The organism is Ewingella americana ATCC 33852 (genome assembly GCF_000735345.1).
Lineage (GTDB): Bacteria > Pseudomonadota > Gammaproteobacteria > Enterobacterales > Enterobacteriaceae > Ewingella > Ewingella americana.
Map to the genome: position 1 here is coordinate 1 of NZ_JMPJ01000051.1, position 12359 is coordinate 12359.

Genomic DNA, 12359 nt, shown 5'->3' on the forward strand with positions numbered 1-12359 from the left:
GCGCGGGTTGGAATCCCGCTGCGAGGGAACCGCCTAAGCGGCGGCACTTCGCGACGATCGCTACGGCCACTGAAACATGTCCATTCCAACCCTGCGAAGCCTCGATCTTACAAAAACAAAAAACGCAGGATTCCAAAGGGTTTCGTTTAAAACCCTTTGGGCCAGTTTGCGTGGCAACGCAAGGTTTTGACCTTAAGGCCAGTGTGGGCGGCGAGCCCACGGTTTCGACCTTGAGGTCAGTGTGGGCGGCGAGCCCACGGTTTTGACCTTAAAGCCGGTGTGGCGGCAGCGCACAACCTTGACCTCAAGGCCAGTTTGGGCGGCAGCCCAAAACAAACTCTTGACCTTCCCCTGACTGGAAGGTCTAAGCTTCCTGCAACACATCATGTTCAAGGAGTAACATCATGGCTCTTCCATCGAGCTCCACCCTATCCACGCGTCTGAGTTTGCCGGTCGAAGGGATGACCTGCGCCTCCTGCGTTGGCCGCGTTGAGCGGGCGTTAAAGGCCGTGCCCGGCGTGGAAACTGCGGCAGTGAATCTGGCCACTGAACGTGCTGATATTACCTTTAGCGGGCAGCCGGATCCGCAGGCGGCGATCAAAGCGATTGAGAACGCGGGTTATGACGTTCGTGAAGAAACCACCGAGCTGGCTATCGAAGAGATGACTTGTGCCTCCTGCGTTGGGCGAGTTGAAAAGGCTTTCCGCAAACTTCCGGGAGTGCTGGAGGCGAATGTTAATCTGGCGACCGAACGCGCACAGGTGCGCCATCTGGCGGGCGTGGTGAGCATTCGCGACCTTGAAAATGCCGTCGAACAGGCGGGCTATAAATCCCATCGCTTGTCGGATGAAACGTCCGATTCGGCTGACCAAGATAGTGAACGCCGTGAAAACGAAGCCAAATCGCTGCGCCGCTCGCTGCTAATTGCCTTCGTGCTTACCCTGCCGGTATTTATCCTTGAGATGGGCTCGCACCTGATCCCGCCGATGCACCACTGGGTGATGACCACTATTGGCGAGCAGAACAGCTGGTATCTGCAATTTGTGCTCGCCACGCTGGTGCTGTTTGGGCCGGGGCTGCGCTTCTTCCGCAAAGGGGTTCCGGCGCTGCTACGTGCTGGCCCGGACATGAACTCGCTGGTTTCGGTGGGTACGGCGGCGGCTTACGGCTACTCGGTGATTGCGACCTTTGTGCCGCACATTCTGCCGCAGGGCACGGCGAACGTCTATTTCGAAGCCGCCACGGTAATTGTCACGCTGATCCTGCTTGGACGCACTCTCGAGGCTCGCGCCAAAGGCCGCACTTCACAGGCCATTAAACGTTTAGTCGGTCTGCAAGCCAAAACGGCGCGGGTCGAACGTCAGGGCGAAACGCTGGAAATCCCTCTCGATCAGGTGACCACTGGCGACATCGTGCTGGTGCGTCCGGGCGAGAAGATCCCGGTCGATGGCCAAGTGGTAGAAGGCTCCTCTTATGTCGATGAAAGCATGATCACCGGCGAACCCGTGCCGGTGTCGAAAAATGCCGGAGCCGAAGTGGTTGGCGGCACGATCAACAAAACCGGGGCCTTTAGTTTCCGCGTCACCAAGGTCGGCTCCAATACCGTGCTGGCGCAAATCATCCGTCTGGTTGAGGAAGCGCAAGGCTCGAAACTGCCGATTCAGGCGTTGGTCGATAAAGTCACCATGTGGTTTGTTCCGGCGGTAATGGCGGCGGCGCTGGTTACCTTCCTGCTCTGGTTGCTCCTCGGCCCGACGCCTGCCCTGACCTTCGCGCTGGTCAATGCCGTCGCAGTGCTGATCATCGCCTGCCCTTGTGCCATGGGGCTGGCAACGCCGACCTCTATCATGGTCGGCACAGGTCGAGCGGCTGAGTTGGGCGTGCTGTTCCGCAAAGGGGAAGCCTTGCAGGCATTGCGCGACGTCAGCGTGATCGCTCTCGACAAAACCGGCACGCTGACCAAAGGCCGCCCAGAGCTGACCGACTTGGAGCCAGCCGAAGGTTTTGCCTATGACGAGGTGCTGGCGCTGGTCGCCGCGGTAGAAACGCGCTCCGAGCACCCGATTGCCGAAGCCATCGTCGCCGCCGCTAAGCAGCGTGATATCAAGCTGGCTGCGATAGAGAGCTTCGAGGCGACGCCGGGCTTTGGTGTCTCCGCCAAGGTGGAGGGTCGCAGCGTTTCCGTCGGCGCTGACCGATTTATGACTCAATTGGGGCTGGACGTGGCGAGCTTTCAGTCCACCGCAACGCGCCTTGGTGAACAGGGGAAAAGCCCGCTGTACGCCGCCATTGATGGCCGTTTAGCGGCAGTGATTGCCGTCGCTGACCCTATCAAGGAGAGCACGCCGGAGGCGATTAAAGCCCTGCACGCGCTGGGCCTGAAAGTGGCGATGATCACCGGTGACAACGCGGCTACTGCGGCAGCCATCGCTAAACAACTGGGGATTGATGAAGTGGCGGCGGAAGTGCTGCCGGACGGCAAAGTCGCCGCGCTGAAGCAGTTTCGCACCGGAGGCGCGCGCGTGGCATTTGTCGGCGATGGTATCAATGACGCCCCGGCGCTGGCCGAGGCCGACGTTGGTCTGGCGATTGGCACCGGCACCGATGTCGCCATTGAGGCAGCCGACGTGGTGTTGATGTCCGGCGACCTGCGCGGCGTGCCAAATGCTATCGCGCTCAGTCAGGCCACCATTCGCAACATCAAGCAGAACCTGTTCTGGGCATTTGCCTATAACGTGGTGCTGATCCCAGTCGCGGCGGGCGCGCTCTACCCGTTCAACGGCACACTGTTGTCGCCTATCTTTGCCGCCGCCGCGATGGCGCTTTCCAGCGTGTTTGTGCTCGGCAACGCGTTACGGCTGAAAAGCTTCCGCGCGCCGATGACAGTGGAAAGTAACAACAACTAAGTGGTTCAAGAAGCCCTGACTGGCAGGGCTTCTTGTTCACTCATTATCCTTGGCCATGTCTTCGGCCATCAATCCAGTCTTGTACTTCAATAGCAAAGGTGTCTGGCGCTTTGCGGTAAGTTTTGCGAGCCAGATCCAAAATAGTGTGGCGAGAAAGCTCTTCCTCCATCCGCTGCTGCGCACTGTCCATCACCGCTCTAATACCACACGGGCCGTCACAGACCCAGCTTGGCGGCTCTTCGCCGAATACGGCCAAACGCTGACGCACTTCTTTGCACTCAAACATCGATTTAGGACCATCAATGGCCTGCACGATGTCCAACGTAGTGATTAATTCCGCAGCACGGGCTAAACTAAAACCGCCCCCCTTACCTTCACTGCTGACCACCAGCCCTGCGCGGGAAAGGCGGGTGAATATTTTCGCCAAATAGTCATAAGGAACCCCTTGCAATTCAGCCAGTTCCCGAACATTCATTTCGCGATCATCCCCTTTGGTATCCACCATGCACACCAAACTATGGATGCCATACTCCACGCCAGAACTGTAAAACGCCATATTGAACTCCGCACCATTAAGTCTGAGTCATTATACAGATATTCCCTGCCACAAAAACACGCACATGATCGACAAAATAAATACTTATTAATTATCAATTAATTATAAACAAAACTCTTTGACCCTGCTTTTCAACTACGAAAATACTTGTCGGAGTTAAGTACGACAAGTATAGTCGCAGTTAATCCAGATGTGTGACCAGAAACTTAAAGGGACAAAAAATGAAGCAACGAATCCTTATCGTCGGCAGTGGTTTTGCTGGAATGTGGGCAGCGGTGAGTGCTGCGCGCTTAGCCCATTTACATCAGCGCGATGACATCAACATTCAGGTGCTCGCTCCCCAACCTGAACTGCGCGTGCGGCCACGATTCTATGAGAACAATGTCGCTTCGCTGGTCTCTCCGCTTGCGCCACTGTTTGCCTCAACCGGCGTTGAGTTTATTGCAGGAAACGCAGAATCCATTGATGATAAAGAGAAAAAAGTCTTGTATCGCGATGAGCAAGGCCAACTAACTTCTCTCTCTTACGATCGTTTAGTGCTGGCAACCGGCAGCAATGCAAAGCGATTCAACGTGGTTGGAGCCGATCAGTTCGCCTTCGATATTGATCAACTTGAATCAGCGAAAGTCTTCGAAAAACATTTACAGAACTTGCCCCTGCAACCAGACTCACCACAGCGCAATACTCTGGTGGTTTGTGGCGGTGGCTTTACCGGCATTGAACTGGCCACCGAGTTACCCTCTCGTCTCAAAGCGCTGTTTGGTGAGGATACGCAGACTAAAGTAATCGTAGTTGAGCGAGGATCAATGATTGGTGGCCGCTACAGTCAGGCACTACGCGAGGTAATAGCCCAAGCTTCGCAAGAATTGGGCATTGAATGGCGATTAAATGCGGAGGTTTCATCCATTGATGAGACGGGTGTGACCTTGAGTGACGGCAGCCATATTGCCTCTTCAACCGTGGTCTGGACTGTTGGCGTGCAAGCCAACCCATTGACCGAGCAGCTTGACGCTAAGCGCGATAATCAGGGACGTTTGTATGTGGATGAGAATCTACAGGTTGTTGGATTATCAGGCGTTTATGCCACTGGCGATGTCGCCAATGCGGCAACAGACACGCTGGGTAATACGGCGTTGATGACATGTCAGCATGCGATTCAATTGGGTAAATTCGCTGGCAATAATGTCGTGGCCAGTCTCATCGACATTGCGCAGCTACCCTATCGTCAGGAAAATTACGTCACCTGCCTCGATTTGGGCAGTTGGGGCGCAGTATTCACCGAAGGATGGGATCAACAGGTGAAATTTGTCCGCGAAGAGGCGAAGAAAATCAAAGTCTCTATCACCAATGAGCTGATTTACCCGCCGAAAGCCGAGCGTGACAGCGCCTTCGCGGCAGCAGACCCTCTGGCGCCCTTTGTCTAGTTAGCGCAGAACTACAGCGCTGATATTGCTCAAAAGCACTAAAAAGGGCTTCTCCCTACTTTGCGGGGGAAGCCTGCTCCATGCTTTTCAAATCTTTATCTAACTGGATGCGCAGCGTGCGCATAAACTCCCGAGCATTCTCCGACAAGGGTTTTCCCGGTCGAAAAATCATTAAGCCGGAAAAGTAGACGGCTTCGCTAAAGGGGCGGATCACCAGATCGGTGTGCAGAAAGTCGTAGGCCACAATCGGATTAATCAGCCCCACGCCCAGCCCCAGCCGCGCCATTTCGCAAATGCTCAGTGAATATGGTGTCTCCACCCTGACCTGCAACTCCACGCCATGCAGCTTCATCAGCTCATCAAGCTGCAATCGGCTGCTGTCTTCGGAGTTCAACGCCAGAAAATCAGTGTTTGCTAAGTCCTTGGGATGGATCAGTTTTTTCGCCGCCAGTGGATGGCCTTTTGCCATCACTACCACCGCCTCGGCGTGCAGAAAGCGCGAATACTCTAGTCCGTCGGGTGGGATTTCGTCGGCCATGAGGCCAAAATCGACCTGTCCAGCCATCACTTGCTGGTAGACCTCGCGCGAACTCAGCACTTTAAGGGCAATCTGCACATTGCGCTGCGCCGCGTTAAATCGAGCAATCGCGCGTGGCATAAACAGGTTACCCAGTGCCGGGTAAGCCGCAATATTGAGCCTCCCCAGCCCCTGCTCGCTCAGCGAGCGCAGGCGATGGGCAATAGCCTCCATGCCGATAAAATGCTGATCGACGTCGACCATCAGCGCGGTAGCTTCTTGAGTGGGCAATAGCCTGCCGCGCACCCGCGCAAACAGCTTTAGGCCCGCCCCTTCCTCCAACTTGCGAATAGCCTGACTCACCGCGGGCTGGGAGATATTGAGCTTTTCGGCGGCGCGGCTGGTGCTACCTGTGAGCATCACCGAGCGGAAAATTTCTATTTCACGGTACATCGCAGTCTATAACCTGTGCTTATAGGGTAAATAATTATAGCTATTGTTGCTGAAGAAAGTATCGCTGAAAATCGTTGGACTTCTCCCCAGATTTGAGGCCCTACATGCGCGATAAAAACGCCACTTCACACAAATTCTCCAGCCTTTCTCCCACAGTGTGGCGGGCTTCTACCGTGGTTTTCGACTCCTTCGAAGAATTTGCTGCGCGCAAAGAGCGCCAGCCCGATGGCTTTAGCTACGGCATTACCGGCACCCCGACGGCACGGGAGCTGGAGCGACGCATTGCCGCGCTGGAAAACGCCAACCACTGCGTGGTGGTTCCGTCCGGGCAAGCCGCGCTGATGCTCTCGGTGATGGCGTTTGTTCGCGGCGGGGACCATTTGCTGATTTCCGACTCCTGCTACGGTGCACTCAAGACTTTCGCCCGCAACTGGCTGGCCCAGATGGCGGTCGAGGTGGAGTTTTACCCGCCGACCATTGACGCTGGAATTGAGGCGCTGATTCGCCCTAACACGCGGATGATCTGCATGGAATCTCCCGGCACAGTGACTATGGAGATGCAGGACGTGGACGCCATCGTGGCGGTGGCGAAAAAGCACGGGGTGAAAACCATGCTGGATAACACGTGGGCCAGCCCGCTGTTCTTCCGCCCGCTAGATCACGGAGTAGATCTGTCGATTGAAGCCGCCACCAAGATGTTCGGCGGGCATTCGGACCTGCTCATGGGGGCGGTCAGCCTCAATAGCTCCGAGGATTACGCCGTGCTGCGCGAGACGCAAAGCATCATGGGCCTCAGCACCAGCCCCGAGGACTGTTTTCTGGTGATGCGCGGTCTGGAAACTTTCCCGCTGCGATTGCAGCATCAAAGCAATTCCGCATTAAAAATCGCCCAGTTCTTGGCTGAACAGCCACAGATTGGCCGAGTACTCTTCCCCGCGCTGGAAAGCGATCCCGGCCACGATTTATGGAACAAGCAGCTTACCGGCAACGGCTGCCTGCTCTCCTTTACTTTCAGAAAAGAAGATCAGGCGGCACTCAGCGCCTTTTTCAAAGCCCTAAAATACTTCCCCATCGGCGCCAGCTGGGGCGGAACCCACAGTCTGATTGCCTACTACCCCGCCAGCGAGCAGCAAGCGCGAGCCTTCACTCCAACCCAAGAAGCCATCGTGCGATTGTCTATCGGGCTAGAAGATCCCGACCTGCTGATCAGTGATTTAAAACAGGCGTTATTGACTTGGGGGAGATAGTTTGGGGGGATTATTGAGTATCTTTCAACGAGTTTTAGTGCAAATGCTGACAAGGAGCATGGCATATTAGTATTGGGTATTTAAATTGAAATTTGACACATTTAAAAAACATGATAACCTAGATTAATGATGCTATCATAACTCAAATTAAATAATAACCATTGAATTAATCTTTTACCAAAAATTCACTGCAGTAAGAAATTTATATTATTGCCTGACGGATATTTTTATATTGATCATTTGAGGTATTCACTTAACGACTAAAACCAATAATGCCAATTGTAGCAAGACTTAACCACACACTAATTCTTCGTGAACATTTTAGTGTTTTTTACTCTGCATAAATCATAAATTCAATCTTTATCTACATAACCGAAACGAATTAAAAAAATCTTCGACCTAAATAACTTTCACTATTAGGATTTAGAAATGATAAGAGCTGAAGAGTTAAATCGTGAGTTAGATAGTATTTATCAAGAAATACAAAGTAATGATAGACATGAAATTTTTTCTCACAGAGGCACTAAACTGAAGAAGAAGCTGATCCGAATTTTCAAAGAATCCATAAAACATCCTGTGGAGATTAAAAAATCTCTTTTGAAAAGGAACATAGATCTGAGAAAAAGCCTGACAGCCACTTTGCAAAAAAATGCCTTACGAAAACATCTTAGGCCAGGGGTAACCAGGGGGCCAAAAAAACAAATAAGGTTATAAAACCCTTAATTAAAAAACAGTCTTCCTTATTATTTATGACTAATAATTCATTAGCATTAAGGGGGACTATCTCTCACCTTGCATATTTATCAAGCATTTAAAACTCATAATAAAAACCAACTGACACCCTCCAAGACAAAAAAGGAAGTTAAAAACAAACCCATTATTTATAATAGTGTCAATCACATTTTATGCTTACAGATATGTAATCGCCTTAAAGTTACCAGATAGCAAAATATTTAAATTTCTGCATATATTGTTGCGATTTTTCGCCAATTTTCCCATTTAGTTCTTACTACATTTTAACTAAAGCTCATCAAACACCTTTACCTAATGTTTTTCCTCTAGTTATGAAAACGTCACATGGAAGTCGGATGACCTATTTCTTCGACCTTTCATCGCTGCTGCTACAAAACGCGCTGACATTCGTCGAGGTAATCCGTATTATACGCGGCACACTTATGCGTGATGCATAACCAGAATCTCGCGGGATAGGCGTTTGGCCTGTGCTGCCCATGAACGAATCGGTCACAAAATAATATGTTAGATAACGCAACTGCCAACAAGAAAGAACAGTACAACCTCAACAAGCTGCAAAAGCGTCTGCGCCGTGATGTCGGTAAGGCGATTGCGGATTTCGGTATGATTGAGGAAGGCGATCGCATTATGGTTTGCCTGTCCGGCGGTAAGGACAGCTATACCATGCTGGATATTCTGCGCAATTTGCAGCAGAGCGCGCCGGTGAATTTTGAGCTGATCGCGGTGAACCTCGACCAGAAACAACCGGGCTTCCCGGCGCACATTCTTCCTGAGTACCTTGAGCAGCAGGGTGTGGAATACAAGATTGTCACCGAAGACACCTACTCTATCGTCAAGGATAAGATCCCAGAGGGCAAAACCACCTGCTCACTCTGCTCTCGTCTGCGTCGCGGCATTTTGTATCGCACCGCCACCGAATTGGGCTGTACCAAGATTGCCCTTGGCCACCACCGCGATGACATCTTGCAGACCCTGTTCCTCAACATGTTCTACGGCGGCAAGCTGAAAGGTATGCCACCAAAACTGATGAGCGACGACGGCAAACACATCGTTATTCGCCCGCTGGCCTACTGCCGCGAAAAAGATATCGAGCGTTTTGCCATTGCGCGCGAATACCCAATCATCCCTTGTAACCTGTGCGGCTCGCAGCCGAACCTGCAACGTCAGGTGATTGGCGACATGTTGAAGGACTGGGACAAGAAGTATCCGGGCCGTATCGAAACCATGTTCAGCGCGATGCAAAACGTGGTGCCTTCACACCTAAACGACACCAGCCTGTTTGATTTTAAAGGCATTAAACATGGTGATGAAGTGGTCGACGGCGGTGATTTGGCCTTTGACCGTGAAGATATCCCGATGCAGCCAGTCGGCTGGCAGCCGGAAGAAGATGAGAACGCCGCGCCGATTGAGCGCCTGCACGTGCTAGAAATTAAGTAATTCTAAGCCATAAAAATAGCCGTAACTCGAATTCGCCCGCCTCGTATTGAAGCGGGCTTTTTTATGCCTGTCGCTAGGCAAGCGTGAATAGCCGCTGCCAGTTATAGCTGCACAGCACCAGTTGTACCGGCAGTTGGACTTCGCCAAAATCTATCTGTTGGAAGCGTTTAAACATTTCGCGGATCTGTGGCGACACCACGTCGGCGCTGTAGCGCATCAAGGTACTGTGCCAAAACAACTGCGGGATATCCCCTGACGGGTAACGCGCCCTGACCTTCTCGCGCCACGGCGAGTCCAGCAACGCATCGGCCAGCCATTGGCGCACCTTCAGGCTTTGCTCATCTGGAATACCCGCCAGCAGGATCTGATTGGGCAGCGCCACCAGCCGCAGTTGACTGATATGCATCACATGGTTGGCGCAGTGCTGGGTGAAAATAGCCTGTAACTGCTCGATACCCTCGACATCTTGCGGGTTGTCGTAGATGTCGCGGGTAATGGGGAAGAAGCTGAAATGCACGCCCTGCGGCGGATTGACGTCCACCAGCGGGTCACTCTGCGCCACCTGATTGAGCGCCATCAGCAGTTCTAACAGTGAATCACACAGATGCGGCCGGTTGCCGCTGGAGATCGCCAGCTTCGTGGGATGGTAGAAAGGCGTCTCAATCGGCGCGCCGCTGCCCGCCTTGGCTTCCCACAGCTCTAGCGAATTTTTAGTGACCTTCTCATAAGCCTGATGAATAACATCCTTCAACTGCATGGTGTTTTCCTGCACGGTAATGGTTTTCCTGCGCGGTAAAAAAGTCGCATAAGCCGCCGTTTGAGCAACAAATCATCAAACGACAGCAAAACTCCCCAAAAGGTTGAGCGAAATCAACATAAGGCCAGCGCAACAGGTTCAGTATCTATTTCGCAGGTGAATGCAACGTCAAGCGATGGGCGTTGTGCTCCATATTGTCTTATTTACTTATTTTTGAATTAAGCGAGTACACTTTAATTCGAACAGCGCCGGTCTTATGACCGGCTTTTTTTTGTCTTTTTTCAGTCACTTCGCACTACAGCCATTTACTCTTCTTCAGCCACCACGCCACGCCTAACACCAGAACCAGCAATGACAGGCAGAAAATACCGAAGCCATAAGGCGAGGTGTTGCCGGGTATACCGCCGAGGTTGACCCCAAACAGCCCGGTGAGGAAGGTGGTCGGCAGAAACACCATCGCCAGCATCGACATGGTGTAAGTACGGCGGTTCAGCGCGTCGGCCATCAGCGAGCCAATTTCATCTGCCAGCACGGCGGTGCGGGCGATGTTAGCGTCTAAATCATCTAATCCGCGCCCCAGCCTGTCGGCAATCTCTTGCATGCGGCGGCGCTCGTCGTCATTCATCCACGGCAGGCGCTCACTGGCTAAACGGGCGAACACGTCGCGCTGCGGCGACATATAGCGGCGCAGCACAATCAACTGCTTACGCAATAACGCCATCTGCCCGCGCTCTGGCACCTGCTGGTCCATCAGGTCGTCTTCGATATCGATAATTTTGTCATGCAGGTCTTCGATGAAATCACTGGTGTGATCGGTCAGCGCATCGCACATCTCCACCAGCCAGCTGCCAGTGTCGGTCGGTCCGGCGCCGTGCTGCATGTCGTTAATCAGCTCATCCATCGACAGGATTTTGCGATGACGGGTGGAGACAATCATTTTGTCAGTGAGGTAAACGCGGATAGTCACCAGCTGATCGGGTCTGGAATCGGCATTCAGATTGATGCTACGCAGGGTGATAAGCGTCCCCTCGCCCATGCGCACTACTTTTGGCCGGATGCTTTCCCCCGCCAGCGCTTCACGCACGTTATCAGGCAGGACCGGCGTGCTGTTGATCCACTGCTCGCTGGCGGGCAGCGTGTAATCCAGATGCAGCCAGCAAGGCTGTTGGTCACTGGCGACAGACTGGGTATTAATTTCACTCACGCCGCCTTTGCCGTCGAGCTGGTAGGCGTATACCGCATCAGAAACTTGGAGTTCTTTACCCTTAATCACTTCCACGATATTCCTCGCTGTTGTCTTTATTGACTTTTATGCTGGTAATTCTAGCGCTCGCCGTTGGGGATGGCTATTTCTGCAAACTTCGGTACCACCTCGCGGATCATGGCGATAAAGGTGCGCAGCCGCGCCGGATAGTAGCTGGAATAGGGATAAACCAGATAGATCGGCAGCGCGACGGCCTGCCATTCAGGCAAGACGTGGACCAGCTTGCCGGAGGCCAGATCGTCGGCCACAATCCATGCCGAAAGCATTGCCACGCCAAGCCCCGAGAGTGCCGACATGCGCAAGGCATTCAGGCTGTCGGTGGACATTCTTGGCGTGATATTAATGTGCTGCATCGAGCCGTCCACGCCGTGGCGCAATACCACTTCATTGCGATAAAACAGGTTCAAGGCAACCCAAGGGGCCTGCGCCAGCTCCTCAAGCTGGTTCACCGGATGCTTTTCCAGCAGCGACGGTGCGGCGACCACAATACGTGGGACCTCCGCCAGCAGCACCTTGATGGTCGAAGGATCATTGTCATGCCCGACCTGAACAACGCAGTCCACGTCCTCAGCGATGAAGTCTGGCCGATTGTCATTCAGGATCCAGTCAATGGTGACGTGCGGATAGCGTTGTAGGTAGCGAGTCAGAGGCTCAATCAGTTGATTCTGGCCGAAGGCGTGAGGCGCGCGCACTCGCAGCCTGCCGACGGGCTCGGCGTCGCACACCCGCAGCTCGTCCTCCAGCGCCGCCCAGCGTTCAAGCAGCTGTTTGGCCTGTTCGTAGCAGCGTTCGCCGTCGTCAGTCAGTTTCATGGCATGGGTGCTACGTAGGATTAAGGTCACCCCGAGCATGCGCTCCAGCGCCTGCAACCGGCGGCTCACCGTCGGCTGGCTAGTATTAAGCTGTAAGGCCGCGGCGGATAAATTTCCACTCTCGACGATACGAACAAATGTTCGCATCAGGTCTATACGGTCTGTTCCGGCAGAATTCATCATGTTCATACGTTAAGTGTATAACAGTTTTACCTGTTAGCTGGCTACCACTT

General features: G+C 53.1%; 10 protein-coding genes. 5 read left to right on the forward strand and 5 right to left on the reverse strand.

Annotated features, from left to right (window positions below):
- Positions 1-404 precede the first annotated feature (404 nt).
- Positions 405-2906, forward strand: coding sequence for a heavy metal translocating P-type ATPase (locus GEAM_RS08645; protein ID WP_034790607.1), 2502 nt, complete (start codon positions 405-407; stop codon positions 2904-2906).
- Positions 2907-2949: 43 nt separating this feature from the next.
- On the opposite strand, the gene GEAM_RS08650 is transcribed toward GEAM_RS08645, so the two are convergent.
- Positions 2950-3462: an RrF2 family transcriptional regulator gene (locus GEAM_RS08650; RefSeq protein WP_034790608.1), complete on the reverse strand. Its 513-nt coding sequence runs from the start codon at positions 3460-3462 to the stop codon at positions 2950-2952.
- 221 nt (positions 3463-3683) lie between these two features.
- Here GEAM_RS08650 and GEAM_RS08655 point away from each other — a divergent pair, with 221 nt between their 5' ends.
- Positions 3684-4886: an NAD(P)/FAD-dependent oxidoreductase gene (locus tag GEAM_RS08655; protein WP_034790609.1), complete on the forward strand. Its 1203-nt coding sequence runs from the start codon at positions 3684-3686 to the stop codon at positions 4884-4886.
- A gap of 55 nt (positions 4887-4941) precedes the next feature.
- Here GEAM_RS08655 and GEAM_RS08660 read toward each other — a convergent pair whose 3' ends face one another.
- Complete coding sequence (locus GEAM_RS08660; RefSeq protein ID WP_034790610.1) at positions 4942-5856, reverse strand: LysR substrate-binding domain-containing protein; 915 nt, start codon at positions 5854-5856, stop codon at positions 4942-4944.
- 104 nt (positions 5857-5960) lie between these two features.
- On the opposite strand from GEAM_RS08660, the gene GEAM_RS08665 reads away from it, so the two are divergent.
- From GEAM_RS08665 to ttcA, 3 genes are all read left to right on the forward strand, one after another.
- Positions 5961-7103 (forward strand): trans-sulfuration enzyme family protein, encoded by a 1143-nt coding sequence (locus tag GEAM_RS08665; protein WP_034790611.1) that lies wholly within the window; start codon positions 5961-5963, stop codon positions 7101-7103.
- 429 nt (positions 7104-7532) lie between these two features.
- Positions 7533-7817 (forward strand): hypothetical protein, encoded by a 285-nt coding sequence (locus GEAM_RS08670; protein ID WP_034790613.1) that lies wholly within the window; start codon positions 7533-7535, stop codon positions 7815-7817.
- A 540-nt stretch (positions 7818-8357) separates the two neighbouring features.
- Positions 8358-9293, forward strand: a complete 936-nt coding sequence (gene ttcA, locus GEAM_RS08675) for a tRNA 2-thiocytidine(32) synthetase TtcA (RefSeq protein ID WP_034790614.1) — start codon at positions 8358-8360, stop codon at positions 9291-9293.
- Between the two features lie 73 nt (positions 9294-9366).
- Here ttcA and GEAM_RS08680 read toward each other — a convergent pair whose 3' ends face one another.
- The 3 genes from GEAM_RS08680 to GEAM_RS08690 all read right to left on the reverse strand — a co-directional run bounded on the left by GEAM_RS08680 (position 9367) and on the right by GEAM_RS08690 (position 12309).
- Entirely contained in the window at positions 9367-10050 is a 684-nt protein-coding gene (locus GEAM_RS08680) for a hypothetical protein (RefSeq protein ID WP_034790615.1), read from the reverse strand.
- Between the two features lie 295 nt (positions 10051-10345).
- Complete coding sequence (gene zntB, locus GEAM_RS08685; RefSeq protein ID WP_034790617.1) at positions 10346-11329, reverse strand: zinc transporter ZntB; 984 nt, start codon at positions 11327-11329, stop codon at positions 10346-10348.
- A gap of 44 nt (positions 11330-11373) precedes the next feature.
- Positions 11374-12309: a LysR family transcriptional regulator gene (locus GEAM_RS08690; protein WP_419471222.1), complete on the reverse strand. Its 936-nt coding sequence runs from the start codon at positions 12307-12309 to the stop codon at positions 11374-11376.
- Positions 12310-12359 lie beyond the last annotated feature (50 nt).

Coding starts and splice junctions, on each gene's coding strand:
- GEAM_RS08645 (WP_034790607.1), top strand. CDS start 405: ATGGCTCTTCCATCGAGCTCCACCCTATCCACGCGTCTGAGTTTGCCG.
- GEAM_RS08650 (WP_034790608.1), bottom strand. CDS start 3,462: ATGGCGTTTTACAGTTCTGGCGTGGAGTATGGCATCCATAGTTTGGTG.
- GEAM_RS08690 (WP_419471222.1), bottom strand. CDS start 12,309: ATGATGAATTCTGCCGGAACAGACCGTATAGACCTGATGCGAACATTT.
- ttcA (WP_034790614.1), top strand. CDS start 8,358: ATGTTAGATAACGCAACTGCCAACAAGAAAGAACAGTACAACCTCAAC.
- GEAM_RS08680 (WP_034790615.1), bottom strand. CDS start 10,050: ATGCAGTTGAAGGATGTTATTCATCAGGCTTATGAGAAGGTCACTAAA.
- GEAM_RS08670 (WP_034790613.1), top strand. CDS start 7,533: ATGATAAGAGCTGAAGAGTTAAATCGTGAGTTAGATAGTATTTATCAA.
- GEAM_RS08655 (WP_034790609.1), top strand. CDS start 3,684: ATGAAGCAACGAATCCTTATCGTCGGCAGTGGTTTTGCTGGAATGTGG.
- GEAM_RS08665 (WP_034790611.1), top strand. CDS start 5,961: ATGCGCGATAAAAACGCCACTTCACACAAATTCTCCAGCCTTTCTCCC.
- GEAM_RS08660 (WP_034790610.1), bottom strand. CDS start 5,856: ATGTACCGTGAAATAGAAATTTTCCGCTCGGTGATGCTCACAGGTAGC.